The following is a 25,855-nucleotide window of genomic DNA, read 5'->3' on the forward strand; positions in this document are numbered from 1 at the left end:
AAAGCCGGTAAAAAAGTAACTCTTCTTTCTGAGTTGCTATCATAAATAATACACTGGCTTTATTTTGTTTAATATTTGTTGATATCTGGTATATCGAATACTTGGCGCAAATAAGCCAGAAATGTGCTGTTATCAGACATGGTTTTGCCAGGTGAATCAGAAATTTTGGCTACAGATTGGCCATTGCATTCTACCAGTTTTAATACGATGTTTAATGGTGTCAATCCCATGTCACAGGTGAAGTTAGTACCAATACCGAAGCTGGTTTTAAAGCGTTTGTTAAAATGGACGTATAGATCCCACGCCCGCTGTAAGTCGAGCCCATCACTGAATGTTAACATTTTGGTACGAGTGTCAATGCGTAGTTTCCGATAATGGTTGTAGGCTTTTTCACCCCAGATATACGGATCGCCGCTGTCATGGCGCAGTCCATCAAACAGCTTTGCAAAGTATAGGTCGAAATCGCGCAGGAAAGCATCCATGCCGACTACATCAGTTAAAGCGATACCTAAATCGCCGCGATATTCGTGTACCCATGCTTCGAGAGCCGCTTTTTGGAAATCACGTAAACGTACATCCAGCGCTTGAAAGGCCTGAAGGAATTCATGTGCCATGGTGCCAATAGGTATTAGGCCAAATTCTTTGGCTATGTGAACATTGCTGGTGCCACGAAATACGTTGGGAGCGGCTTCGCGAAGGGTTTTTACCACATGTTTTTGCCATGTATAACGATAGCGACGGCGGGTACCAAAATCGGAAACGATAAAAGGTGAGCCATAATGTTGCTGTTCATTAGCATATTGGTGTATCAGCTCAGCTTTATTTTTTAATCGACGTTTTCCTTCAGCAATTATTTCAGGAGTTTCTAGACGACGGAAGTAAAGTTCATTGACTATCGACAAAACAAATATCTCAAAAAACATGGCCTGTATGATCGGGCCTTCTATGCGTATATTAAGATAATGATTGTTATCGATACTGGTACTGATAAACCGACGTTTTAACTGAAACAGCTCCATGTAGTCGACAAAATCGCTTTTGATGAAGCGTAGGCTCCGCAGATATAGTAATTCATCTTCGTTGAATTTCATCTGACATAGACGATCTAATTCCCAGTCAAGCTCTTCCAGAATATCCCCAAGCGGGTAAGCGGTTTCATGGTTATTGCGACAGCGAAATTCATAAACCCCAGTAGCTTGTGGAAACTGGTGCAGGACTACCTGAAGCATGGTGAATTTATACAGGTCTGTGTCCAGTAAAGACTGGATAATCGGCGGGCGGTTGGTATCAATAGCCATAACGCTGGGTCAACTCACTAAAATATTGCTGTTACAGAAATTGTGTAACAAAATTTCTGAAATGGACAAACAATTGATTTTTTTTATTCAACTACAGGCATTTGTATCTGCGCCCGAGCAAAAGCTATAGGCTTTTCAATTCGGCTTTGCCACATGGTTGCGGTGACCTGTGAAATGCGCTTACCTGCATGAATGATCTCACATCGGGCATAACTGTCCTCTGGCCTGCCACTTAGTAAATAATCAGTTGAATAGTCAATAATTCGTGCTGGTGAAGAAAGATTTAGCTCTTCCATCACATGTAGATTTATACAGCTTTGTAAAAAACCACCAATTAAGCCGCCATGTAATGCCATCTGTGTAAAATCACCTATATGGTCTTGAGAAAAAGGTAGACAATATATTCGTCTATTTTCGCTATCTGTACCAATTTTTAGATTAATGGCTTTGCTGTAGGGCATCAAATCATAAGCTCTTCTTTTCAATTCTGCGTCATGATTAATTGTGGCTCTTTTTAATTCGGATCGCTCATTTTTGAGCTGTTTCAATGTTACCTGTAGCTCTGAAAGGGATATTAGTCTGTGAACAAAGGTAGCCATGCCCAGCGCAAAGGGTTTGGTTTCATCTTCTTGATAGCAATGGCTGCGTATATAGGCGATCTGTCCTTCAGTTTTGTAACAATGTGCACGTGCGTGAATAGCTTGTCCGGGTACAGGTTGTTTCAGGTAATCGATTCGCATATCTAGTGTGGCTATAGATTCAAACCGTTCAAACTGAGCGGCAAGTGTACAGGCTGAAGCCATATCTACTAGCGTCGTAATAACACCACCATGGATATTGCCGGTTTCTTTGTTTTCCAGTAGTTCATCTCTCCAGTCAACAGAGATGACAGGTTCATCGGATGTGCATTCACCATAAATTTTTAGCCAACGGCAATGAGGTAAATCCAGACAAGTATTAAACGAGGTATTAAATATTGTAGGGTTGGCAGCCATGACTTTATCCTGATATATAAATTTATTTATATTAGGGTTTTTCAATAAACTTGTCACTATGTGACTGGTCTCTGATGTGACGCTTAATGTTCAGCAGATTCATTACTGGCAGTTCTAACTAATATCGGATCATCTGTTTGTTGCTGAGTAATGTACACCAAACCTTCTTTTGCAAGCTCAAGCAGAGCAATGAATGTGGTGACGACCAAAGCCAGACTATCATTACGGCAGAAAAGTTCAGTGAAATAACATTGCTGCCGAGTTTGCAGATGTCGCAACACCATGCTCATCTGGGCACGTACTGACAGGGTTTCTTTAATTACATTATGGCTGCGATTGTGCTGTGAACGCGCTAGAATCGCTAACCAAGCGCGGGTTAAATCAGCCACCTGTACCTGAGGAGGCTGAGTGACGGCAATGAGTTCTACTGGTAGCCATGCCCAGCCGAAATCTCGTCCAGCACGAGGTAAGGCATCGAGTCCGGCTGCGGCCAGTTTCATCTGTTCATAAGCAAGCAGGCGGCGAACCAGTTCTGCGCGGGGGTCAGCAACTTCTTCTTCCTCGGCCGGTGGTGCAGGAAGGAGCAGGCGAGTTTTGATTTCAATCAGTACCGCTGCCATTAGCAGATATTCAGCCGTTAAATCCAGCTCATGCTGCTCCATTTGCTGAATGTATGAGAGATACTGTTCGGTTATGGTGAGCATTGGAATATCGAGAACGTCGATATTTTGTTTTCGGATCAAATATAACAATAAATCCAGCGGTCCCTCGAAGCTTTGCAAAACTACTTGCAATGCATCGGGTGGGATAAACAAATCATGAGGAATTTCAGTGACAGCTTGTCCGAATAAAATGGCAACAGTGTGTTCTGCTGGGTTAACGGTATTCATGCTTGAGCTCAGGTATGTCTGCATAGATGATCAAGACACGCCTGTGCACAACGCAGTCCAAAACTGGCAGTGACCACCATGGAAGCACCATATCCAGCGCAGGAAAGACCCTGTGGAGCGCTTGATTCTGTCTGGCAGCTACCTGCTTGTGGCGGAGTAATATTTTCGCTCGAATAAATGCAGGGTATGTGCATCTTGTCTGCCGGCTGGCGGCTGAAACCATGCCGTTTGCGCAAGGTATAACGCATACTGGCCAGCATTCGGTCATTAGTCACACGGCTTAAATCGGCACTTTGAATTAGGGCAGCATTTTTCTGTCCGCCGGCGCCACCGGAAACAATAAATGGTTGGTGCTGTGCGATAAAATAATTAGCCATGGCTGCCTTGACACGCACCTGATCAATGGCGTCGATAACAAAATCAAAGGGCTGTTTGAATATCTGGCTAATATTGTCAACATCGACGAAATCTTCGATGCAGTTAACCTGACAATCGGGATTAATGTCGGCAATGCGTTCGGCCAGTGCTTCTACTTTTGGCTTGCCAATCAGGCTGATTAAAGCCGGCAGCTGTCGGTTGATGTTGGATTCGGCTACGTTGTCCAAATCAATCAGTGTAAGAGAGCCGATACCACTGCGTGCCAATGCTTCTGCAGCCCATGAGCCAACGCCACCGAGACCAACAATGCATATATGTGCAGAAGCGAATCGTTGTAAGGAGTCTTCGCCGTATAATCGTGCAATACCACCGAAGCGGCGCTGATAATTTACTGAGGAATGGAACATCTGCGACACGTAGTAAAATCCGAAAAGCCGTTTTTAGCAGGTAGTGGTATTATACTGTATCTGCCTGATGATTCGAATTGCAAAAACGATAAGGAGAGTTTCATGTACAAACATTTACTTGTGGCGGTGGATGGCAGCCATACTTCAGAAAATGCTCTGGAGCATGCTATTGGTCTGGCTAAAAGTGAAGAAGCAGAATTAACGGTGGTAAATGTGGCCAATCCGACTGAATATATGGCGCTGGCTCCTGAGTTTCTGCAGCATGAAAGTTACGAAGCGGCTGCTTTGTCCGAAGGAAATACTGTTCTGGACGATGCGGTAAATAAGGCTTTGAAACAATTGCCGCAGGACAGAGTACACCGCCATTTGCTGATCGCTAATAAAGGAGCAAAGGAAATGGCGCAGATGCTGGTGGATTATGCTGACGAAAAAAGTAGTGACCTAATTATTTTAGGTACACATGGCCGTAGTGGACTAATGCATTTGCTTATGGGTAGTTTTGCTGAAACAGTGATGCGTGAAACTAATCTACCGCTCTTGATTATCCGCAGTGATACTAATGGGGAAGGCTAAAGGCTAACGCTAGTTTACATAAAAATTGAAATGAGATATTTTATCCTTTAAATGAAGCTGAATCTGGGATGATACGGATTCAGCTTTTTATTTTGTAATGTTGTACTGAACATGAAAATAAAACTGCACCCATTTTTTATTAAGGGTGCAGTGGTAATGTGAGGACTCACACTAAATTAACGAATGAATTTTTTGTGAATTTCTCGAAATTGTGGATTACTGGTTGAACCTAGCCATTCAAATGCTATCATTTCTCCGCTAACTATATTGCATCCACTAGACTGCATGCGAGACAGACCCAGCTCCAGATCACGTTGACGGCGAGAACCTACGGCATCAGCTACAACAAATACTTCATATCCTTGCGAACGTAGGTCCAGAGCTGTTTGTAATACGCAGATATGCGCTTCTATACCGGATATGACAATCTGGCTTGCATTTTGTAGATTATCAGCTGTGAGTACACCAGCAGAAAATACGGAAAAACTTTGTTTTTGTACAATTTTTGCCTGCGGTGCAGCGGTGATGATTTCTTCACGGGTAGAGCCAATTTTATCGACACAGTGTTCGCTTATGATGGTTGGAATGGCCATATCATTTGCTAATTCGGCCAACCATACGTTGTTGTTTAGTAATTCATCGGTGTTGCTGATGGCTGGCAGCAAGCGTGTCTGTAAATCAATCATTAATACGGCGGAGCGTTTGCGGTCTAACAACATAATTTGCTTTCCCAAGGGTTGAGTAATTTACACGATAATTATGCATTATTTGTAGGTAGCGGAAAGTAAGTACGGGTTAAGGCTGGCAAGGCTGGTAAGTGTCAGCAGGTTACCGTGCCGGTACGGTACCCATACGTTCTGTAAGCGTGGTACGCGGTTCGCCAAAAAGGTTGGCATAATAAGTGGTATTGGCCATAACATTTTTGACGTAGGTACGGGTTTCGTCAAATGGAATAGTTTCGGCATAAATGGCCCCTTCCAGAGGCGTATTTGCCTGCCATCGGCGAGCACGGCTAGGTCCGGCATTGTAGCCGGTGGTGGTGAGCACTTCATCGCCAAACTGTTTGCGTACATTGCCCATATACCATGTACCCATACGGATATTGCCGCGCATGGTATACAGCTCATTACTATCCATACCTAGCCGGCTGGCGATGTCACGGGCTGTAGCCGGCATCACTTGCATCAGGCCGGCTGCACCAACGTTGGAGCGGGCGCCGATCATAAAGCGGCTTTCCTGACGGATTAAGCCATATACCCACGCAGGATCAATACCGGCTTCTTGCGCATATGGAACGGCCAGCTCTTTAAATGGTGCAGGATAGCGCAATTCGTAGTTGAGGAGGTTATCCGCTTTATCTGCACTGTAAATTCCCATTTCATAAAAACCATTGTTTTCTGCAAGGGTGGCAGCTGCGATTTGGGTGTCGTCGTTGAAGTTACGTGTAGCATAACGCCATTCTTGCTGAGCCAGTCGGCGCATTGGCCAGTTATTTTCTGCTTGTGCGGTTTTAAATAATGTTAGTGCACGGTGGATATTACCGTCAGCTGCTATTCTGTTCTGAACTTGCTGGCTGCTTTTGCCCACAGTGCTGCTGGTATTGGCTTTGCTTCCCAAAGCTTCTTTAGCTAGCAACGCATAAAAATTATGTCCGCGTTGAGCTGTTTTTTGGAATATAGCGTTCGCCAGACTATTTTGCCCCAATGAGCGGTAACTGCGAGCCAGCCAATATTGCCACGTAACTTGCTGCTGTAGCGCTGTTGGCATTCTGAGGATGATGCTATTAAGTTTTTGCCAGCGCTGCAGACGCAGTGCTGAGCGAGCATACCATTCCCACATTTCGTTATTCATCTGCTCTGGGGTGGCTCGGTCAAAATAATTCAGAGCTTTAGCAGAATTGAGACTATTTGCTTGAGCCAGCCCCAATTGCGCCCAGCCGAAGCCAATTTGTTCTTTGGTGAGACTGGCTGAAAGTTGCTCTAGGGTGCTGGCGGCACTGTCTTTGTTGCGATTATCCTTATTGGTAACTTGATACAGTAAAGCTTCTTGTGCGCCCTGACTTCCACCGGTGCTGCTGCCCAACGGATCTGGTAAGGGACTGCCTAAAGCTTGAGCTAAATTACGTGCATTAGTAATTTGATTCAGTGCCAACAGGTTGCGTACACGCCGCCACCCATTTTGGGCACTAATTTTTTGACGGGCAGCAGCCTGTTCAAGCAAGCGATTGCATCCTAATGGAAGATTGCCGGATTCCATGCTCAAACTGGCTAATAACTCATTGTCATTATCTATGCCTGCTTGTGCGGCATAACACCGTGTTTCCAGATCGCGGAAATTTTTATCCAGAAAATCATATTGCTGGCGGAATACTGTCCAGTTGCCACGTTTACCTAACTGCTGTAACCAACTATTGCGTATGCTATTGCTCATGGCACTGTCAGGTTGATGAGCCAGAAACTGAGCCGGTAAAATGTCATCGCCATTTTTGGCTGCTTTAAGAGCATTTTGATATTGCTGAAAACTGCTGATGACTTTGTCCGGTGCTTCAGTGGCTTGCGTGCCAGGCAGAATGGCTTGACCACTGTTTTTGTTGATGGGCTGAAGTGCAACTTCGTGCTGATTGCTGCATGCGGTAAGGAGCAGCAAAGTGCCGGAAATGAGATGCTGTTGGTTAGTCAGTTTTGCTTTCAGCATCTTTAAGTGTTTAATCAATTTTTTTTCCTTCAAATTTTCTCAAGTTGTATTTTATTTTTTCCAGTAAGCAGGGGTAAACAAGATAAAGACGGTAAATATTTCCAGACGTCCGAGCAACATGATGATGATGCATAACCACTTCTGAAGGTCTGAAAGAAAAGCAAAATTATTGGCTGGACCCACAGTACCCAGCCCAGGGCCTGCATTGGTGATACAACTGATTGCGGCTGTCAGGGCAGATAGAAAATCCATTCCACTCATCATTAAGGCAAAGCTGAATAATATAATGGTGATTACGTACACAAACACAAAGGCCATCACTGTTAAAGCTCGCCGGTCGGGAATATGGCTGCCGTTAATTTTAACCATACTTACTGCATTGGGATGCAGCATCAGCAACATTTCGCGCAAACTGAATTTAAACAGCACAAGCGCACGAACTGTTTTAATACCACCGCCGGCTGATCCGCCGTTAGAAAGTATGTTGGCCAGAAAAAACATCCATAAGGAGGCGATTAATGGCCATTTGGCAAAATCAGTATCGGAATAGCCATTTGCCAGCCCGATAGATATTAAATTGAAAGCCGTGTATCGAAATGCTTCACCCAGCGAATAAAAACTGTGCCACCACAAATACAAGCTGATGCCAATGATGCTGAACAACAAAACAAATAATAGTACACGTACTTCTTCATCACGCCAGTAATAACGTAATGATTTTTTTTGTAGCGCATTAAAATGATTAGTGAAATTAATAGCACCTAGTATGGTAGCAATGCTAAGAATAATTTCAATCGGTACAGAATTAAAATAGGAAATGCTGTTGTCGTGTGTAGAGAAACCACCAAGGGAAAAAGCCGACATAGCGTGACAAACTGCATCAAACCAGCTCATGCCGGCCAGACGTAAAGCCAGCAGAGTAACGAATGTAAACAATACATACACGCTCCATAAGCGTTTGGCCGTTTCTGAAATACGTGGTGCCATTTTGCTGTCTTTGTTTACGCCCGGTATTTCTGCTTTAAATAATTGAGTTCCGCCTACGCCTAGCATCGGCATGACGGCTACGGCCAGCACAATAATCCCCATGCCGCCCAGCCAGTTGAGCATATGACGCCAGAAATTCAGTGACGGGGCAAGTGTATCCAGACTAGTGATGATGGTGGCACCGGTGGTGGTGAGACCGGAAATGGCTTCAAAATAGGCATTAGTAAAACCCAGTCCGGGCATGTAGATATAAAAGGGTAGGCAGGCAATCAGGGCAAAGCCAATCCACAGCATGAAGACCAATGTATAGCCATCACGCGGTCGCAGTTCACGGTTATAGCGCATCGTCAGCAGCCAAGTCAGCGCACACACACTCATGCTAATAGCAGCCGTAACTGCAAATGCTGAAAACACATGATCCATGTACAGTAATGAGACTACCGTCGGTGCCAGTAGCAATAATGAAAATAAAAAACCGGTTTTGGCCACAATATGAGCGGTGGGCGCAATTTTGTTGACGAAACCTGATGCCTTATGATGCACAGTAAAGCGGTTGCTGAAATGGCTCATAACATGCTGCCTATGCAAAAAAGCCCAGTTTAACCTGAATCATTTTTTCTAGATCCTGCACCGCTTTGCGCCGAGCCACGAAAAATATTACATGATCTCCATCTTCTAGTACTGTATCCTGATGGTACATAGTGATATTTTCGTTACGTACTACCGCGCCAAAATAACACCCCGCGGGCAAACGTAATTGAGACATAGTGCGGCCGATAAGTTTAGAAGTATGGCGGTCACCGTGCAATACAACTTCAATGGCTTCTGCCGAACCGCGGCGTAATGGATACACTGCCATGATATCGCCCAAATGTACATGAGTCAGAATAGAACCAATAGTAATCAGATGCGGTGAAATTACAATATCGATAGCACTGCCCTGCAATAAATCCACGTAACTGGAACGATTGATAATGGCCATCACGCGTTTGGCACCAAGGTTTTTGGCCAACATGGCCGACATGATATTATTTTCATCATCGTTGGTCAGTGCGCAAAATACATCAATTTCATCAATATATTCGTTTTCCAGTAGGCTTTCATCCGAAGCGTTCCCTACCAGAACCAGCGAATTGTTAAGGTTTTCAGCAAGCCATTCTGCACGATTTTGTTTACGTTCAATAATTTTAATATCTAATCTAGCTTCCAGCTGTTTAGCCACGCGGTAACCGATATTGCCACCACCGGCAATCATAATGCGACGTGTCCGCTTAGTAACTGGACGTAGTTCGCGCATAATGTTTTCCAAATAAACAGTTGGCGTTAAAACAAAAACTTCATCACCTTCCTGCAAGATAGTACTGCCAGTGGGAACCAGCAAACGGTTATTGCGGTAGATAGCGCAAATTTGGCAATCCACGCCTTCTTCCAAATGCTGTTTCAGTGCACTAATAGGTTGATTAATCAGCATACCACCATTTTGAGCTCGGATGACAAGCAAACGAATTTTGTCGTTGGCAAATCGCAGGATTTGTAAGGCGCTAGAATGCAGTAGTAAATTAACTATCTGTTCGGTTACAAGCTGCTCAGGGCTAATGGCTTCGGTGATGTTAAATAAGTCTAAACTGGTTTTGTATTGATTGTTGCCTGTTTCAAATTCAACGAAATCACTGTAGCGTACTCTGGCAATACGATTTGGCGTATTGAAAAGCGCATATGCAATTCGACAGGCAGCCATATTGGTTTCATCATTTTGGGTCAGAGCCAGAATCATGTCAGCATCCTGAGCACCGGCTGTAGACAAGACAGACGGCCACGCGCCGTTGCCGACAATGGTTTGTACGTCTAGTCGCTGATTGATTTTCTGTAAAGCAGTTTCATTGACGTCAATAATAGTGACATCATTATTGGGCATTCTGGCCAGATTGCTGGCAATGGTCGAACCTACTTGTCCACAGCCTAAAATAAGGATTTTCACGTAATTTACATCATCTCTGTGGTAATCAATAGCATTGTAGCCTTTGTGGTGCTGCGTGCAAATATTGGTGTAAAACCGCGACACAAGTATAAAAAAGCTAGCTCTAATCATTTTGTTATATTTGGTCTGCTGCAAAGACGGATGTTACTAATAATTTGCTGAATATTATTAGTTTTGATGGATAATCTGAGCCATTTTTCTCTATTGGTATTTTATATGCATAAATATTGTAATGCGTATATGTTATAAGAGTGGTTTTAAAATTAAATAAACACCATATAATAAAACCATTTTTTACATTTATTACTCAATGTAAGACATTAAAAAGTGATATTTTTTCAACCAGTTATATTACCGTGGATAAATTATGTATTCAATCAGACGGCAATCTAAATTAATCACACTGGCTGCCATGCTTACAGCTTTAAGTGGATGTGCGCAGGTGGCTGATGTGATGGGCTATGACACCCAGACTCTAAATAGCAGTGCGGCCAAAAGCTATACTCAGATGATGGGTAAGGCCAGAGCAGAAGGGGTGATTGAAACCAATACACCCGTGGCCAGAAGGGTACGTAATGTATTTCAACGACTGGTACCATACGCCAATCAAGCAAACACTACTGGTGTTCCTTTTGACTGGCAGCTTAATGTTATCCGTAGCGATGAAGCTAATGCTTTTGCCATGCCAGGCGGAAAAATGGTGGTGTATACAGGCATTGTTGATCGTCTGAATTTAACCGATGATGAAATTGCTGCGATTATTGGGCATGAGATGACGCATGCATTGCAGGAGCACAGTAAAAAAGCAGCTGGCCAGCAAATTTTGACTAGCGTGGCATTGGAAGTAGGCAGTGCAGTGGTGCAATCTAAAACCGGTGCCAATGCAGATAATGTCGGTGTGTATAAAGATGTGCTAAGTCAATATGGCCTGACTTTACCTTTTTCCCGTTATCAGGAATCTCAGGCAGATGCAGGCGGTCTGAGGCTAATGGCACAGGCAGGCTACAACCCCAATGCTGCCATAACGGTATGGGAGAAAATGAATAAAGTTTTGGGCAACAATAGTGGTACTAGCCTTTTGTCTACCCATCCGAGCAATAATGCACGCATTAGCTCTTTGAAAAAAATGCTGCCGGAAGTTATGCCGATTTATGAGCAGGCCAGACTAAATCAGCCAGCTTTGCAAAATCCCACCGGTCGAAGCCAGTATAGTCAGGCGGGCTCAAGCTTGCGCAAAAATGCCAGTGCTAAGAAGAGAAACCGTTTCTAAGATTTTTCAGAAAGTTTGAAATATTAAAAATGGTGTAATCAATGTGAAATCACCATGATGGTATTCATTTTTATTACTGTATAGCAGCCTCTAACGGGCTGCTTTTATTTTAATCTTTACATTTTCTAATATTGACTACATCAGACTACAAATTGTTTCAATCGCCCCTGTTTTCGGTTATCATTCATATTATTGCATTAGTAATGCATAATAAATCTACAAGAAAAACTTAAAAAACCATTACATTAAGGATGTTCAAGATGTTAGAAGCCTACCGCGCAGCCGCCGCTGAACGTGAAGCACTGGGTATTCCGCCTCTGCCGCTAACAGCGAAGCAAACAGAAGAGTTGGTTGAATTACTAAAAAATCCTCCCAAAGGGGAAGAAAAATTTCTGGTTGATTTACTGTCACATCGAGTGCCGCCTGGTGTAGATGATGCTTCTAAAGTCAAAGCATCTTTTCTGGGTGCGATTGCGGAGAAAACCGTAAGTAGTCCATTAATCACGCCCGTGTTTGCGGTAGAGCTGCTGGGTACTATGTTGGGTGGTTACAACGTTCAGCCGCTGATTGAATTTCTGGATAATGAAGAGTTGGCGGCTACTGCAGCAAATGCTTTAAAACATACTTTGCTGATGTTTGATGCTTTCCACGACGTGGAAGAAAAAATGCGAGCCGGTAATCGGTATGCAAAAGAAGTAATAGAGTCATGGGCCAATGCTGAATGGTTTACTTCTCGTGAAAAAGTGCCGGAAAAAATCACTGTTACCGTATTCAAAGTAGTGGGTGAAACCAATACTGACGATTTGTCCCCGGCACCGGATGCATGGAGCCGGCCGGATATTCCGCTACATGCACTGGCTATGCTTAAAAATCCACGTGAAGGCATACATCCAGATAAACCAGGTGAAGTAGGCCCGATTAAACAATTAGCTGAGTTGAAAGCCAAGGGGAATTTGGTGGCTTACGTTGGCGATGTTGTAGGTACTGGCTCATCACGTAAATCAGCTACTAATTCTGTAATCTGGCATACCGGTCAAGATATTCCGTATGTACCGAATAAACGGTTTGGTGGCGTTTGTCTAGGTGGCAAAATTGCGCCAATTTTCTTTAATACACAGGAAGATTCAGGTGCGTTACCGATTGAAGTAGATGTATCCAAACTCGACATGGGCGATGTAGTGGATATTCTGCCTTATGAAGGAAAAATTATCAAAAATGGCGAAACTGTCGCCGAATTTGAGCTCAAATCTCAGGTTATTCTAGACGAAGTACAGGCCGGTGGCCGCATTAATCTGATAATTGGCCGCGGTCTAACTGCAAAAGCTCGTGACGCATTAAGTCTGGGACATTCTGAAGTATTTCGCTTACCACAGGCTCCTGCACCGAGCACAGCTGGATTTAGTCTGGCACAAAAAATGGTTGGCCGTGCTTGCGGCTTGCCGGAAGGACAGGGTATTCGTCCGGGTACCTATTGTGAACCACGAATGACTACTGTTGGTTCGCAGGATACTACCGGCCCGATGACACGAGACGAACTGAAAGACCTGGCTTGTCTGGGCTTTAGTGCTGATTTGGTGATGCAATCTTTCTGTCATACTGCAGCCTATCCTAAACCAGTGGATGTCAAAACCCACAAGGAATTGCCAGTATTTATGTCTTCTCGTGGCGGTGTGGCTTTGCGTCCTGGTGACGGAATTATTCACTCATGGCTAAACCGGATGCTGTTGCCTGATATGGTGGGTACTGGCGGTGATTCACACACACGTTTCCCTCTGGGTATTTCTTTTCCTGCTGGATCTGGTTTGGTAGCATTTGCTGCGGCTACTGGCGTGATGCCATTGGATATGCCTGAATCAGTATTGGTACGCTTCTCCGGTAAAATGCAGCCGGGTATCACCCTGCGAGATTTGGTAAATGCCATTCCTTTGCAGGCTATAAAAGAAGGACTTCTTACCGTTGCTAAAGCAGGTAAGAAGAATATTTTCTCCGGTCGTATTCTGGAAATTGAAGGTTTGCCTGATTTGAAAGTAGAGCAAGCATTCGAGCTGACTGATGCTTCTGCGGAACGGTCTGCTGCCGGCTGTACAGTGAAACTGCATAAAGAGCCGATTGAAGAATATTTGAAATCCAATATAGTGCTCTTAAAAAATATGATTGCCGATGGCTATCAGGATGCACGTACGCTGAAACGCCGTATTCAGAAAATGGAACAATGGTTGGCTGAACCGAAATTACTCGAAGCCGATGCGGATGCAGAATATGCTGCCATTATTGATATCAATATGGATGAAATCAAAGAGCCGATTCTAGCCTGTCCGAACGACCCTGATGATGTAAAAACTTTGTCTGATGTAGCAGGTACACATATTGATGAAGTATTTATTGGTTCCTGCATGACTAATATTGGTCATTATCGTGCAGCCTCCACTTTGTTAGACGGTAAAACAGATTTACCTGTACGTCTGTGGGTGGCTCCTCCAACCAAAATGGATGCCAAAGAACTTTCTGATGAAGGCTATTATGGTATCTTGGGTCGAGTAGGTGCGCGTATAGAAATGCCAGGCTGTTCTTTGTGTATGGGTAATCAGGCGCAGGCACGTGAAGGTTCTACTGTAGTTTCCACTTCGACTCGTAACTTTCCAAACCGATTAGGTAAGAATACGCAAGTTTATCTGAGCTCAGCAGAGCTGGCGGCAATTTGCTCTAAACTCGGACATATCCCGAACATCGATGAATATCGCGAAAATATTGCCATTATTAATGATAAAGGCATCGAAATTTATCGCTATATGAACTTTAATGAAATTCAGGATTATGTAGATGTAGCAGCCAAGGTAGATGCTTAATAACGGCATTTTATCAGTGGCCTATAAAAGGACTACCGTAAAGGTAGTCCTTTTTTAAATGGCGCTAAAAATTAAACTTTAAGCTTTGGTTGCTGGATTACTTAAATTAGCCATCAACTAAGAAATTATATGAATTATTCAGCGGCTTACTGCTATAATTAATCACCTCATTCTAAGGTAATAATCAGAAAAAATCATATTTCAGCAGAAATTCCCTTTTTCACCGCCTATATAAATATTAATTGTATTAACCCACTGATAAATTATTTAGGTTGATAGTGGTTTTAATCTATGATGATAATTAATGCAGTTTCTCATAACAAAGGATAGACAATGAATATCGCCTCTAGCATCACTGACCTGATTGGTAACACCCCGCTGGTACAACTCAACCGTCTGAGTGCCGGTTTACCGGGCAAAGTGGTGGTTAAACTGGAATTTTTTAATCCCGGCAACAGTGTCAAGGACAGAATTGCAGCTAGCATGATTGATGCGGCAGAAAAGGCGGGTAAGATTCATTCTGATACGGTGATTGTGGAACCAACCAGTGGTAATACCGGTATTGGACTGGCAATGGTATGTGCTGCACGTGGATATAAATTAATTATTACTATGCCGGAAACCATGAGTAAGGAACGGCGCATGCTATTGCGTGCATACGGTGCTGAACTGGTGTTGACACCCGGAGCAGAAGGCATGTCTGGCGCGATTGCACGTGCACAGGCTTTCGTGGATTCAGATCCGCAGAAATATTTTATGCCACAGCAGTTTGAAAATCCGGCAAATCCAGAAATTCATCGTGAAACTACTGCTCAGGAAATTTGGCACGATACTGATGGTAAAGTAGATATTTTTGTTGCTGGTGTTGGTACGGGTGGTACTATCACTGGCGTAGGCGAAGTTTTAAAAGAAAAAAAACCTGAAGTTGAAGTATATGCTGTAGAACCCGAAGCTTCTGCCGTATTGTCTGGTGGCTGCAAAGGACCACATCCGATACAGGGTATTGGTGCCGGTTTTGTACCTAAAATCCTCAATACCCATGTTTATGATGGCATTATTCAGGTTCCAAATGATGTTTGTTTTGATACTGCTCGTGCAATGGCTTCCAAAGAAGGTATTTTAGTGGGAATTTCATCTGGTGCAGCGGTATGGGCAGGCTTGCAACTGGCAGCTAGACCGGAAAATAAAAATAAACTAATTGTGGTATTGATTCCTTCTTATGGTGAACGCTATCTTTCTACGCCATTGTTCGCAGATTTAGCCTAAGTTTTAACCCTATGATTGCAACCGAACCGGAAAAAAGGTTCGGTTTTTTATGCAGTTAAAGCTGCGATACAAATATTATAAATAAAAGTATATTTTTTTGACTAACTTCTGAAACAAAAGCAACATAGAAATTAATTGATTTATGAAAAGAAAACAAAAGCTTTCTTTTGAAAGATTTAATGGTTAATTGAGTAACATAACATTAGTAGACGAAAAGGTTGATTATTTAAGACTACCAGTCTCAAGAAAGCTGCAAAAATGTCACTGCCTACGAAGCTTATGAATTGATGATCTCCCGCTAACCCAAATGGTTGGCAGGACTTTCTAAAATAAGGGATTTTTTGGGGAAAAGAGTCGGTATCAACCTAATTAATAGATTCAATAAATTGGAAGAAACAGAGCTGTACATAGGCAGTAAAGTCCGTTTTTCACAATTATTGAAAAACAAAAGGATACGCTTACATTAACACTAAGGGATCATCATCTCGATGTTCGTTTATGTATTCGTATTAAAGAAACTAAAGATTATATATATAAATTATATGTCATTATTTTAGTTAAAATTCATAATTTTGGGGGGAAATTATATATGGCACCTGTTTCTATTATCCATCCTTATATTGTTTATAATATTCATTCCTAAAAAAAGAGAATGGTTATATACATAAAAAACATGTTGGTTCTGGTTTAGTTCATAAATCAGAAATAGATGATGTTTATTCATGAAACAAATTTTGTATTAATTAATAAAATTAAAAGACATAATTTTTAGTGATTTAATTCTATAAATCTATAAAAAAATCAGTTACTTAAATCTGTTTATAAACAATGTAAATGTAAAGACCAGCATGTGGATATGCTCAGAACTTTACCATTGGAGAGGCAAAAGACGTCGCTTGCACACTCTTTTCTGATATCATGTACAGCCACACGCTCAAGCTAGCTAGCTTTTATTTTTGTTTTAAGCAATATACGTTGAGTAAACAAATGATGAAAAAAACATTAGCATTATGTGTCGTAGCAGCATTTTTAGGTGGTTGTTCATCTATAGATGTACCTTTATCCGCGAAGCAGGCAAATAAAGAAGTCAAACCGGTACAGGTAGTTGACGGCACTGCAGTAAATAATGAGTATCATCTTGCCAGCAGCCACTGGTCTGATGTGGCCAAAATCCGCGATGAGGCTACCCGTTTAAGTTTTCAGGTTTCACAGGGTAGCATAACCAAAGTGCAGGCCGCACAATTGCTGGATCAGTTTCGTTTGGCTCAGGTAGGACATAATATGGTAGACGATGACATGTTTGCCATTTATTTGCGTAGTGCTGTAGAAAGTCAGCAGGGTACGATTGATACTGCACAATCCAAGGCCTATATACAGAATGCTTTGTCTGGCTGGCAGCAACGTTGGCCGGTAATGCGTTCTAAACCAGCCAATCCGGCTTTTACAAACTTCCTTATGGAAGTGATGAATATGAAGCCGCTACAATAAATAGGCAAAAATAAAATACCCTGTCTGTTGAAAGATTGGGTATTTTTGTGCGTTCAAAATTTTTATCCTATAATTTTATACGCATATTTATATTAAAAAAGCAGCCGGTCATGGCTGCTTTTTTGTTGTGCTAATTAAACAATTTCAGCTTTTTCAATTACTACATTTTCTACTGGTACATCCTGATGGCCGCCATGATTACCAGTTTTAACACCTTTGATTTTATCAACTACATCCTGTCCTTCAACCACTTTACCGAATACGGCATAACCCCAGCCGTGTAAATCCGGTTTGGTGTGATTTAGGAAATCATTGTCTTTTACATTGATAAAAAATTGTGCACTGGCTGAGTGAGGCTGCATGGTGCGTGCCATAGCAATGGTATATTGGTCATTTTTCAAACCATTATTTGCTTCGTTTTCAATTGGTTCATGAGTAGGTTTTTGTTGCATGTCTTTGTCGAAACCGCCACCTTGAATCATAAAACCATCGATTACACGGTGAAAAATGGTGCCATCATAGAAACCTTCACGTACATAACGTTCGAAGTTGGCTGCGGTTTTCGGTGCTTTGTCATGGTCTAATTCGATGCCGATAACGCCGAAATTGGTAGTTAATTTAATCATGGGAATCTCCAGACGGGAGTGAAATAAAAAGTTGCAGCTTTTAGCTGCAATGGTTAATTTGCTTGATGCATGGCTGTGACGTAATCTACTTCTTCTTTGCTACCAAGTACGACAGCAACACGCTGGTGTAGTCCACATGGCTGGATATCAAGAATATTTTGCTTGGTATCAGTGGCTGCACCCTGTGCCTGTTCAATTAACAGACTCATGGGATTGGCTTCATACATTAATCGCAGCTTGCCTGGCTTGTCAGGATTACGATTATCCTGCGGGTAAGTAAAGATACCGCCACGCATTAGAATACGATGCACTTCCGCTACCATGGATGCAACCCAACGCATATTATAGTCTTTACCGCGGTTGCCAGTTTTACCAGCTAGTAATTCGGCTATATATTTCTGCATTGCCGGCTGCCAGTGACGCTGATTGGACATATTGATAGCAAATTCGGCTGTAGTAGCTGGTATTTGCGGATTTGTCTGTGTCAGTTGAAACTGGTTTTGTTCATTCAGGGTAAACATGGCGATGCCATGTTTCAGCGTCAGTACCAGTATGGTTTGTGGACCATACAGAACATAGCCGCTGGCCAGCTGCTGACGGCCGCACTGTAAGAAGCTTTCGGTAGTCAGGGCACCAGTGGGTTTTGCCAGCACCGAAAAAATGGTACCGATGGAAATATTGACATCAATATTGGAGCTGCCATCAAGTGGGTCAAAGAGAACCAGAAATTGACCATCGCTATTAGCAGTGACAAAAGAATCTTCTTCTTCACTAGCCAGACCGGCGATGGCTGGATTGGAAGACAATGTGTCAATCATTATCCGGTTGGACAGTACATCTAGCTTTTTCTGCTCTTCGCCCTGAATATTTCCAGTATGGGCACTACCCAATATATTATCCAGTGCACCTAAGCGGATTTCGCGGTTAATGAGTAGACACGCATTGCTGATGCTGGTGATAACTTCAGGTAATAATGGTGTGACTGCATAGTTTTGTTGTTGCTGATACAAATAATCAGACAGTAAAACGGACATGCAAATACTCCCTTTTAAAATTCTAGGCCATTATACAGTAGCCTTGTTTGCTTGACTGATAAGCAGATGATTTTCAGGCAATGTGAGACTGTAAAACAAAATGGGCACTGTTATCCTGTGCCAGTAGCTGGTTTAATGCTGGTAAAACTTCTGCTAATTGCTGAGGTAGGGTGTAAGGCGGATTAATAATAAACATTCCACTGCCATGCATACCAAAACCGTCTGGCTGCGGGGATTTAACGTGAAGTTCTGCTTGTACAAAGTTATCTGGAACTAGTTTTTGTAGTTTCGTAGGTAACTTCTGGCTTTCTGCGCTGCCCAGACAAGGATACCAGACCATATAACAGCCGTTAGAAAATTTTTTTATTGCAGCTTTAAGTGTATCCACAACCTGCTGATAATCATGTTTTACTTCATAGGGGGGATCGATTAATACTACAGCACGACGGCTGGGTGGCGGCAGCATTGACAATAAACCCTTGAATCCATCATCACAAAAGACCTGAGCTCGGTTGGGCAATTTTATATTGCGCATATTACTTCGTAATAATTCTGCATCTGTTGGATGCAATTCAAACAGTCTCAGACGATCTTGTTCACGAGCCACTGCCTGAGCAAGCCATGGTGAACCACAATAATAATTTTTTGTATCTGGTAGGCTGGCTATAACTACTTCACGGAAAGTTTGCAGATTGGTATCTAGATTTTCTTTATCTAAAATTCTTTTAATTCCCTCACGGTATTCGCCTACTTTTTGAGCCTCTTTGCTGTTCAGGCTGTATAGACCTGCTCCAGCATGGGTGTCTATATAGCAATATGCTTTGTCTTTAAGCTTAAAATATTCTAGAACTGATATCAGACAATAATGTTTTAGAATGTCGGCATGATTACCGGCGTGAAATGCATGACGATAGCTGAGCATGTACGTGTGACTGTTGTAAAGACTAATAAATTTGAGTTCTTATTGTACCGAATTTATGCATTAGGGTGAAAGATTCGGCTTTCATTGTTTATGGTATAAATGTTCTAATATAATAAAAAAATAGGTAAATAAATTAATTATTTTGACAAATATTTTTCTATAAGGAAAACATGAGCGATGAGCTATTCTCTTTATATCGGTAATAAAAATTATTCAACTTGGTCTATGCGACCTTGGCTAGTGATGAAAAATTTTCAGATAGATTTTACAGAAATAATGGTTCATTTTGACAACTTCGATGCCGATTCAAAGTTCAAACAAACCATTTTGCCATTGAATCCTTATGGTACGGTACCGATTTTATTAGATGATGAACTGGTGATAAGCGATTCTCTTGCTATCTGCGAATATCTGGCCGAACGGCATCCTCAACTTCCTTTATGGCCTCAAAATTATAAAATTCGCGCAAAAGCAAGAAGCGTAACGGCCAAAATGCACAGTGGTTATAATCATATACGCCAGCATTTAGCTATGAATATTGAGGCAGTCTTACCTGAAATTGGACAGATAAAACTTCGTGATTTTCCAACACTCAGAGATGAAATCAATTTTTTAGATAATCATTTATCATCTTTACTTGCAGAATCTGATAGCTCGTATCTGTTTGGTGATTTTAGCATTGCAGATGCATTTTATGCTCCGATGTGCTTGAGATTGAAAGGATATCAGATACCTGTTTCAAATGTTCTGAACCATTACATAGAAACTATATGTACTACCGAAGCGGTGGCTGAGTGGATTGCTGAAGCTCTTGAAGAAAAAGATTTTGTCGTCATGGATGAACCTTATCGTATCTGTCGCTGAAATAAGGATTGATATAAAAATGCCGGTAAGCTTAATCAAGTTACCGGCAATTATTTATTTATTCAGACTGCTTTTTATCTGCAAAGCCAGTTGAGGGTTCCACATCGCACCGGTTGCACTCATCACTGCATCAGCTCCGGCTGCTCGATAAGCCAGATAATGCTCTGCATTGCTGACACCACCTACGCCGATTATGGCAAAGTGATTATTTAGTCGGGTTCTTAATCTGTGCAAACGTTCTACCATTTCTAGGCCAGCCCAGCGAATAGCATCACCACAAACCCCGCCTGTAGGTCGGGTTTGTCCCAATGCTGGTTTTCCATCTGCATTTACCGGCCTGGCTGACAATGTGTTGATGGTACTGTAACCATCTACCACACCGTCCAATACGTGCAGCAGCGGGTAAATAGCTTCATCATTAGCAAAATAAGCAAGTTTAAGAAATAGGGGTTTTTCAGGTACGGCGTTTTTAATTTCCTTGGCTATGCGTTCGACCTTAGGGAAATCAAAGCACAATAATTGGTTTACCCCTTCATTGGGACAGCTTAAATTGGCCTCTAATATGGGGGCTTCGGTTTCTGCTACGAGAAGGGCTGTTTTGGCATAATCTTTTTCAATACTCGCTTCATTACCGGCGGTGCCTTGAAAACTGCCAATCATAAATTGCCCTTTATGTGCAGCTTTTACAGCTGCAGCCATATCAGGCTGCCAGATATCAGGATTAAAGGAAGGCACGCCAAAAGAATTAGTAATTGATAACGGCGTGGTGTAATTGGTATCAGCCAAAACTGTATCTACGCCGGCAGACAATTGGTTCTCAGGGTGCACCGATAATACATTAGGTAAGGGATGGCTGGCATGTGCACGGCTACGTACGGTTTTGTACACGCATAAATCAAAACCATAGTTAAATGCTGCTTTGATAAAGCTGGCATTTAGTAATGGACCTGCAGGAATACCGAAAGGCAAATTCACTTCCAGATTTAGAAAAGTTTCTGGCTGCTTTTTCTCTGGTATAGATGGTGGTGTCTGACTGAATGCACCAAAAGGACCTTGCTGATAGTTTTCTTCATAGCTTAGAAGAGGGTTATAAAATGGAGTGGTTTGATTCTGCATGGCTGTTCCTGTTGGTCTGATTGATTTATTCTGGCAAAACAATTTACATGAGCATTTAAATGTGATGACAATTATTGAGGCTAATCTGGTGTCATAGTGGCGTGTAACAAGCTCATTTGGTTTCGGCGCAAAAAAAGCTACAAGGTTTATGTAGCTTTTGCATATCGGGTATGAATCAATTAATTAATTGTGTGCAGTGTACACTAGGTTTGGATGCTGATTAATCTTTTAAATTAATTTAACTCAGAAGTGCAATTCGGACAACGTTTTGCTTCAAGCGGAATTTCGGTACAGCATTCAGGACATTGCTTGGTATGGCTTTGCTGTGGTGGGCTTTTATGCAGACGATTGATCCCTTTTACCACCATAAAAATAGCAAAGCCAACGATAATCAGGCTAATAACTGTATTAATAAATAAACCGATATTAATGGTCACGGCTCCGGCTGCCTGAGCGGCACCCAGTGTCTCGTAAGGGCCGGGGGCTTTGGCACCATCACGCAAGGTAAAGAACAAATTGGAAAAATCTACTCCGCCAATTAGTAAGCCAATAGGGGGCATGATTACATCGTCAACCAATGATTTAACCATATTGGTAAATGCAGTACCGACTACCATACCAACAGCGAGATCAATGACATTGCCTCGCATTAAAAAAGCTTTAAACTGTTCTAAAAATTTCATATTTGCCTCCATGGTTGGCTTATAAATGAAATACTTGCACATTTATATTAGCGCGATTAAACCAGCCGGCATGCAGGGAAAGCGTTATGCAGTGTAAAAATAATAAAAGCTGCCTGATTCTGAATTCAGGCAGCTTGGAACAACCTTTTATTAATCAAGCATTATTGTGGGTACTGACTAGATCTTCCGGTACACCCAATGCATTGATGCTGTAGCCACCGTCAACATAGGTGATTTCTCCAGTGATGCCAGTAGCTAAATCGGATAACAGAAAAGCTGCCGTATTGCCCACTTCTTCAATGGTAATATTCCGGCGAATTGGGTTTTGTGCTGAAACGTGGGACAGCAGGCGGCTGAAATTGGCAATACCAGAGGCAGCCAGGGTTTTAATCGGGCCGGCAGAAATGCCATTGCAGCGGATACCTTCCTGTCCCAGACAAGCGGCAGTAAAGCGGATACCAGCTTCCAGCGAAGCTTTCGCCATGCCCATTACGTTATAATTAGGAATGGCACGAACTGCACCAAGATAGGTCAACGCCAGTATGGCACTGTTATGACCAGTCATTAACGGGCGTGCCGCTTTGGCCAGTGCAGGCAAACTATAGGCAGACACTTCATGGGCTGTCATAAAGGCTTCACGGGTAATGCTATCGAGAAAATCACCGTTTAAAGCCTCTTTGGGTGCAAAAGCAATGGCATGTACCAGTCCGTCTAGTTGCGACCAGCTCTGACCGAGGTCAGAAAATAACTGATTGATTTCATCATCACTCTGCACATCGCAGCGATATACCAGTTCTGAGCCAAGGCCGGCTGCCATTTTACGTACCCGTTCTTCGAGTTTATCTACGACATAGGTGAAGGCCAGTTCCGCACCCTGTTCGTGACAGGCTTTGGCAATACCATAGGCAATAGAGCGTTCCGATATCATACCTGTGATGAGGATTTTTTTGCCTTGCAAAAAGCCCATATTTATTATCCTTGAACGTGATTTGTGTTAGCTTAAAGCCCGCATTATAACTAATATTTACTTTTAGGCGAAATGCTAGTATAGAGTAGAAACTTTAAAACCAGCCGCAGGCTACTAAGCCGATAGGCCGGTAATATCTGAAAAAATTATTAGCTGCTTAAGCCGGAAAGATAATGGTCTGCATCCAGAGCTGCCTGACAGCCGGAAGCGGCGCTGGTAATGGCCTGACGGTATATGTGATCTTTTACGTCGCCAGCAGCAAATACACCTGGAATATTGGTAGCACCCACATTACCTTCATTGCCTCCTTTGGTAATGAGATATCCGGTGGCATCCATATCCAGCTGGCCTTTAAAAATCTGGGTATTGGGTTGGTGACCGATGGCAATGAAAATGCCGTTTACGGCCAGAAGCTCACTTTCATTGTTTGTATAGTTGATTCTTACTGCGTTGACGCCAGAATCGTCACCCAGAATTTCGTCTACATTGGCATTGAGTTTCAGAATAATTTTGCCTTCTTTTTCCCGTTCCAGTAGCTTATCAATCATGATTTTTTCGGCACGAAAACTTTCTCGCCTGTGAATGACGGTTACAGTACGGGCGATATTGGCTAAATAGAGTGCTTCTTCAATGGCTGTATTACCACCACCTACCACTGCTACATCCTGATCTTTATAGAAAAATCCGTCGCAGGTGGCGCAGGCGGAAACGCCACGGCCGGCAAATGCTTCTTCACTAGGTAAGCCGAGATATTTAGCCGATGCACCGGTGGCAATAATTAATGCGTCACAGCTATATGTACCCATATCACCGGTGAGAGTAAATGGACGCTGCTGCAACTGTACCTGATTAATGTGATCGAAAACTATCTTGGTACCGAAACGTTCAGCGTGAGCCAGAAAGCGTTCCATCAGTTCTGGACCCTGTACGCCATTCACATCTGCTGGCCAGTTATCAACTTCTGTAGTTGTCATCAGCTGACCACCCTGTGCCATACCGGTAATCAGAGTAGGATTCAATCCAGCACGGGCAGCGTATACGGCTGCAGTATAGCCGGCAGGTCCGGAACCGAGAATGATCAGACGGCTGTGTGTGGTTTCTGTCATGACAAATCCTTCTTATGCTTGTAATGCTTGAGTGAAAAATTAGTAATTACTGTACCACAATAACAGCGGTTGATTAATATTGACACTACTATGCAGAATAATTATTTATCAATGGTGCTGTTCAGCAATCCCATTCAGATGATAATGCTGGCCGCAATATGGGCATTCTATGCTGCTGTTTGACTGAATAGGTAAGAATACGCGTGGATGACCATTCCAAGTTTCGTTTTCTGGTCCGGTGCATATCAGCGGTAAATCATGCGGAGTGATGGTGATCATAGATGGAGCTGAATGACTCATTATATTTTCCTTACATCGGCAATAAGACAAAAAAATCCAGCAGGCTTGATAGGCGGAAATACCTTTATTCAGGCCTGCTGGCTGAGTTTTAGTCAATATAGGTTAACCATGATTCATATTTAGCATTTTTGCCATGAACGATGTCGAAGTATCGCTGCTGAATTTCGGTAGTCAGCGGACCACGTGCGCCGCAGCCGATTGTGCGTCCATCAACTTCACGGATAGGTGTCACTTCAGCTGCGGTACCAGTAAAGAATACTTCATCGGCACAATAAACTTCATCACGGGTAATGCGTTTTTCAGTTACCGTTAACTGCATATCTGCAGCAATGGCCATTACAGTACGACGTGTAATGCCATCGAGTGCGGCATCCAGTGCTGGCGTGTAAAGTTTACCATCATTGATAATAAAGACATTTTCACCTGAACCTTCTGCTACAAATCCATTAGCATCTAACATAATGGCTTCATCGTAGCCATTACGGGTGGCTTCGGTATTGGCCATAATAGAATTCATGTAGTTGCCATTTGCCTTGGCTTTAATCATGGTGATATTAGGGTGATGTCTGGTAAATGAACTGATTTGCACGCGGATACCACGCTGCATGCCTTCTTCACCTAGATAAGCACCCCATGGCCAAGCTGCTACTATGACTTGCACATCATTCTGATCCGGCGCTACCCCCAGTTTGTTAGAACCATAAAAAGCCATAGGGCGGAAATAACAGGAGGACAGTTTGTTGGCCTTTACTACCTCAATGTGAGCCTGATTAATCTGTTCTTGTGTATAGGGCAGGTGCATGCTGGTAATTTTAGCGGAATTAAACAGGCGTTTGGTGTGATCCTGCAATCTGAATATAGCGGCACCTTTTGAGGTTTCGTAGGCACGGACACCCTCGAATACTCCCATGCCATAATGTAATGTGTGTGTTAAAACGTGTGTTTGGGCATTTCGCCAGTCGACAAGATTACCGTTAAACCAGATAAAACCGTCGCGATCGGCCATAGACATAGTAAAACTTCTCCAAAATAAGACATTAAGCTGCGTGGCCGAAACTCAGCTCTGCATGGGATAGGGCAAAACTGGGTCTAAGACTTTGGCAGTGCAAAAATCAATGTAACAACAGCCTAAGGTCTTAGCTTTAGCCAGTGGTTGCTGTTACTTTA

Annotated in this window: 24 protein-coding genes; 7 read left to right on the forward strand and 17 right to left on the reverse strand. The window is 42.7% G+C overall.

Annotation, left to right across the window (positions count from 1 at the left end):
• Positions 1-68 precede the first annotated feature (68 nt).
• The 4 genes from pncB to BHC43_RS02415 all read right to left on the reverse strand — a co-directional run bounded on the left by pncB (position 69) and on the right by BHC43_RS02415 (position 3,968).
• Positions 69-1,298 (reverse strand): nicotinate phosphoribosyltransferase, encoded by a 1,230-nt coding sequence (gene pncB / locus BHC43_RS02400; RefSeq protein ID WP_100152100.1) that lies wholly within the window; start codon positions 1,296-1,298, stop codon positions 69-71.
• 83 nt (positions 1,299-1,381) lie between these two features.
• A complete protein-coding gene (locus BHC43_RS02405) occupies positions 1,382-2,293 on the reverse strand; it encodes a PaaI family thioesterase (protein WP_100156412.1) in 912 nt (303 codons plus the stop codon).
• A gap of 83 nt (positions 2,294-2,376) precedes the next feature.
• Positions 2,377-3,183, reverse strand: coding sequence for a segregation and condensation protein A (locus BHC43_RS02410; protein ID WP_257377967.1), 807 nt, complete (start codon positions 3,181-3,183; stop codon positions 2,377-2,379).
• A gap of 8 nt (positions 3,184-3,191) precedes the next feature.
• Positions 3,192-3,968 carry a tRNA threonylcarbamoyladenosine dehydratase gene (locus tag BHC43_RS02415; RefSeq protein WP_100156414.1) on the reverse strand — a complete coding sequence of 259 codons (777 nt, stop codon included), beginning with the start codon at positions 3,966-3,968 and terminating at the stop codon, positions 3,192-3,194.
• 102 nt (positions 3,969-4,070) lie between these two features.
• Here BHC43_RS02415 and BHC43_RS02420 point away from each other — a divergent pair, with 102 nt between their 5' ends.
• The gene (locus BHC43_RS02420) at positions 4,071-4,541 is read left to right on the forward strand and encodes a universal stress protein (RefSeq protein WP_100141511.1); all 471 of its coding nucleotides are present in this window, start codon (positions 4,071-4,073) and stop codon (positions 4,539-4,541) included.
• Positions 4,542-4,717: 176 nt separating this feature from the next.
• Here the strand turns inward: BHC43_RS02420 and BHC43_RS02425 are convergent, their stop codons facing one another.
• The 4 genes from BHC43_RS02425 to trkA form a co-directional block, all read right to left on the reverse strand.
• Positions 4,718-5,260 carry an isochorismatase family protein gene (locus BHC43_RS02425; protein WP_100156415.1) on the reverse strand — a complete coding sequence of 181 codons (543 nt, stop codon included), beginning with the start codon at positions 5,258-5,260 and terminating at the stop codon, positions 4,718-4,720.
• A gap of 109 nt (positions 5,261-5,369) precedes the next feature.
• Positions 5,370-7,235 carry a lytic transglycosylase domain-containing protein gene (locus tag BHC43_RS02430; protein WP_100156416.1) on the reverse strand — a complete coding sequence of 622 codons (1,866 nt, stop codon included), beginning with the start codon at positions 7,233-7,235 and terminating at the stop codon, positions 5,370-5,372.
• A 51-nt stretch (positions 7,236-7,286) separates the two neighbouring features.
• On the reverse strand, positions 7,287-8,792 hold the full coding sequence (locus BHC43_RS02435) for a TrkH family potassium uptake protein (RefSeq protein WP_100156417.1): 1,506 nt from the start codon (positions 8,790-8,792) through the stop codon (positions 7,287-7,289).
• 10 nt (positions 8,793-8,802) lie between these two features.
• Positions 8,803-10,200 carry a Trk system potassium transporter TrkA gene (gene trkA, locus BHC43_RS02440; protein WP_100156438.1) on the reverse strand — a complete coding sequence of 466 codons (1,398 nt, stop codon included), beginning with the start codon at positions 10,198-10,200 and terminating at the stop codon, positions 8,803-8,805.
• A gap of 367 nt (positions 10,201-10,567) precedes the next feature.
• On the opposite strand from trkA, the gene BHC43_RS02445 reads away from it, so the two are divergent.
• The 5 genes from BHC43_RS02445 to BHC43_RS02465 all read left to right on the forward strand — a co-directional run bounded on the left by BHC43_RS02445 (position 10,568) and on the right by BHC43_RS02465 (position 17,070).
• On the forward strand, positions 10,568-11,470 hold the full coding sequence (locus tag BHC43_RS02445; RefSeq protein ID WP_100156418.1) for a M48 family metallopeptidase: 903 nt from the start codon (positions 10,568-10,570) through the stop codon (positions 11,468-11,470).
• 260 nt (positions 11,471-11,730) lie between these two features.
• Complete coding sequence (acnB, locus tag BHC43_RS02450; protein ID WP_100156419.1) at positions 11,731-14,316, forward strand: bifunctional aconitate hydratase 2/2-methylisocitrate dehydratase; 2,586 nt, start codon at positions 11,731-11,733, stop codon at positions 14,314-14,316.
• A 333-nt stretch (positions 14,317-14,649) separates the two neighbouring features.
• On the forward strand, positions 14,650-15,582 hold the full coding sequence (gene cysK / locus BHC43_RS02455) for a cysteine synthase A (RefSeq protein WP_100141505.1): 933 nt from the start codon (positions 14,650-14,652) through the stop codon (positions 15,580-15,582).
• Between the two features lie 436 nt (positions 15,583-16,018).
• On the forward strand, positions 16,019-16,225 hold the full coding sequence (locus tag BHC43_RS10980) for a DUF2867 domain-containing protein (protein WP_373885628.1): 207 nt from the start codon (positions 16,019-16,021) through the stop codon (positions 16,223-16,225).
• A gap of 347 nt (positions 16,226-16,572) precedes the next feature.
• Positions 16,573-17,070 carry a prokaryotic membrane lipolipid attachment site family protein gene (locus BHC43_RS02465; RefSeq protein WP_100141503.1) on the forward strand — a complete coding sequence of 166 codons (498 nt, stop codon included), beginning with the start codon at positions 16,573-16,575 and terminating at the stop codon, positions 17,068-17,070.
• 134 nt (positions 17,071-17,204) lie between these two features.
• Here the strand turns inward: BHC43_RS02465 and BHC43_RS02470 are convergent, their stop codons facing one another.
• From BHC43_RS02470 to BHC43_RS02480, 3 genes are all read right to left on the reverse strand, one after another.
• Entirely contained in the window at positions 17,205-17,696 is a 492-nt protein-coding gene (locus BHC43_RS02470; protein WP_100141502.1) for a peptidylprolyl isomerase, read from the reverse strand.
• 53 nt (positions 17,697-17,749) lie between these two features.
• On the reverse strand, positions 17,750-18,730 hold the full coding sequence (locus BHC43_RS02475) for a class 1 fructose-bisphosphatase (protein ID WP_100156420.1): 981 nt from the start codon (positions 18,728-18,730) through the stop codon (positions 17,750-17,752).
• Positions 18,731-18,803: 73 nt separating this feature from the next.
• A complete protein-coding gene (locus BHC43_RS02480; RefSeq protein ID WP_100156421.1) occupies positions 18,804-19,652 on the reverse strand; it encodes a 23S rRNA (adenine(2030)-N(6))-methyltransferase RlmJ in 849 nt (282 codons plus the stop codon).
• Positions 19,653-19,829: 177 nt separating this feature from the next.
• Here BHC43_RS02480 and BHC43_RS02485 point away from each other — a divergent pair, with 177 nt between their 5' ends.
• A complete protein-coding gene (locus BHC43_RS02485) occupies positions 19,830-20,516 on the forward strand; it encodes a glutathione S-transferase family protein (RefSeq protein ID WP_100156422.1) in 687 nt (228 codons plus the stop codon).
• 54 nt (positions 20,517-20,570) lie between these two features.
• Here the strand turns inward: BHC43_RS02485 and BHC43_RS02490 are convergent, their stop codons facing one another.
• The 6 genes from BHC43_RS02490 to BHC43_RS02515 form a co-directional block, all read right to left on the reverse strand.
• Positions 20,571-21,632 carry a dihydroorotate oxidase gene (locus BHC43_RS02490; protein ID WP_100156423.1) on the reverse strand — a complete coding sequence of 354 codons (1,062 nt, stop codon included), beginning with the start codon at positions 21,630-21,632 and terminating at the stop codon, positions 20,571-20,573.
• Positions 21,633-21,865: 233 nt separating this feature from the next.
• Positions 21,866-22,315, reverse strand: a complete 450-nt coding sequence (gene mscL, locus BHC43_RS02495) for a large conductance mechanosensitive channel protein MscL (protein ID WP_100141568.1) — start codon at positions 22,313-22,315, stop codon at positions 21,866-21,868.
• A gap of 154 nt (positions 22,316-22,469) precedes the next feature.
• Positions 22,470-23,282 carry an enoyl-ACP reductase FabI gene (gene fabI / locus BHC43_RS02500; RefSeq protein ID WP_100141497.1) on the reverse strand — a complete coding sequence of 271 codons (813 nt, stop codon included), beginning with the start codon at positions 23,280-23,282 and terminating at the stop codon, positions 22,470-22,472.
• 149 nt (positions 23,283-23,431) lie between these two features.
• Positions 23,432-24,388, reverse strand: a complete 957-nt coding sequence (gene trxB, locus BHC43_RS02505; RefSeq protein ID WP_100141496.1) for a thioredoxin-disulfide reductase — start codon at positions 24,386-24,388, stop codon at positions 23,432-23,434.
• Between the two features lie 108 nt (positions 24,389-24,496).
• Positions 24,497-24,688, reverse strand: coding sequence for a zinc-finger domain-containing protein (locus tag BHC43_RS02510; protein ID WP_100141495.1), 192 nt, complete (start codon positions 24,686-24,688; stop codon positions 24,497-24,499).
• Positions 24,689-24,776: 88 nt separating this feature from the next.
• Complete coding sequence (locus tag BHC43_RS02515) at positions 24,777-25,700, reverse strand: branched-chain amino acid transaminase (RefSeq protein WP_100141494.1); 924 nt, start codon at positions 25,698-25,700, stop codon at positions 24,777-24,779.
• Positions 25,701-25,855 lie beyond the last annotated feature (155 nt).

This window comes from Snodgrassella alvi (assembly GCF_002777855.1).
Classification (GTDB): domain Bacteria; phylum Pseudomonadota; class Gammaproteobacteria; order Burkholderiales; family Neisseriaceae; genus Snodgrassella; species Snodgrassella alvi_E.

Bases quoted from the DNA above. Each gene is read 5' to 3' on its own strand.
- pncB (WP_100152100.1), bottom strand. From the start codon at position 1,298: ATGGCTATTGATACCAACCGCCCGCCGATTATCCAGTCTTTACTGGAC.
- BHC43_RS02405 (WP_100156412.1), bottom strand. From the start codon at position 2,293: ATGGCTGCCAACCCTACAATATTTAATACCTCGTTTAATACTTGTCTG.
- BHC43_RS02410 (WP_257377967.1), bottom strand. From the start codon at position 3,183: ATGAATACCGTTAACCCAGCAGAACACACTGTTGCCATTTTATTCGGA.
- BHC43_RS02415 (WP_100156414.1), bottom strand. From the start codon at position 3,968: ATGTTCCATTCCTCAGTAAATTATCAGCGCCGCTTCGGTGGTATTGCA.
- BHC43_RS02420 (WP_100141511.1), top strand. From the start codon at position 4,071: ATGTACAAACATTTACTTGTGGCGGTGGATGGCAGCCATACTTCAGAA.
- BHC43_RS02425 (WP_100156415.1), bottom strand. From the start codon at position 5,260: ATGTTGTTAGACCGCAAACGCTCCGCCGTATTAATGATTGATTTACAG.
- BHC43_RS02430 (WP_100156416.1), bottom strand. From the start codon at position 7,235: ATGCTGAAAGCAAAACTGACTAACCAACAGCATCTCATTTCCGGCACT.
- BHC43_RS02435 (WP_100156417.1), bottom strand. From the start codon at position 8,792: ATGAGCCATTTCAGCAACCGCTTTACTGTGCATCATAAGGCATCAGGT.
- BHC43_RS02445 (WP_100156418.1), top strand. From the start codon at position 10,568: ATGTATTCAATCAGACGGCAATCTAAATTAATCACACTGGCTGCCATG.
- acnB (WP_100156419.1), top strand. From the start codon at position 11,731: ATGTTAGAAGCCTACCGCGCAGCCGCCGCTGAACGTGAAGCACTGGGT.
- cysK (WP_100141505.1), top strand. From the start codon at position 14,650: ATGAATATCGCCTCTAGCATCACTGACCTGATTGGTAACACCCCGCTG.
- BHC43_RS02465 (WP_100141503.1), top strand. From the start codon at position 16,573: ATGAAAAAAACATTAGCATTATGTGTCGTAGCAGCATTTTTAGGTGGT.
- BHC43_RS02470 (WP_100141502.1), bottom strand. From the start codon at position 17,696: ATGATTAAATTAACTACCAATTTCGGCGTTATCGGCATCGAATTAGAC.
- BHC43_RS02475 (WP_100156420.1), bottom strand. From the start codon at position 18,730: ATGTCCGTTTTACTGTCTGATTATTTGTATCAGCAACAACAAAACTAT.
- BHC43_RS02480 (WP_100156421.1), bottom strand. From the start codon at position 19,652: ATGCTCAGCTATCGTCATGCATTTCACGCCGGTAATCATGCCGACATT.
- BHC43_RS02485 (WP_100156422.1), top strand. From the start codon at position 19,830: ATGAGCTATTCTCTTTATATCGGTAATAAAAATTATTCAACTTGGTCT.
- BHC43_RS02490 (WP_100156423.1), bottom strand. From the start codon at position 21,632: ATGCAGAATCAAACCACTCCATTTTATAACCCTCTTCTAAGCTATGAA.
- mscL (WP_100141568.1), bottom strand. From the start codon at position 22,315: ATGAAATTTTTAGAACAGTTTAAAGCTTTTTTAATGCGAGGCAATGTC.
- fabI (WP_100141497.1), bottom strand. From the start codon at position 23,282: ATGGGCTTTTTGCAAGGCAAAAAAATCCTCATCACAGGTATGATATCG.
- trxB (WP_100141496.1), bottom strand. From the start codon at position 24,388: ATGACAGAAACCACACACAGCCGTCTGATCATTCTCGGTTCCGGACCT.
- BHC43_RS02510 (WP_100141495.1), bottom strand. From the start codon at position 24,688: ATGAGTCATTCAGCTCCATCTATGATCACCATCACTCCGCATGATTTA.
- BHC43_RS02515 (WP_100141494.1), bottom strand. From the start codon at position 25,700: ATGTCTATGGCCGATCGCGACGGTTTTATCTGGTTTAACGGTAATCTT.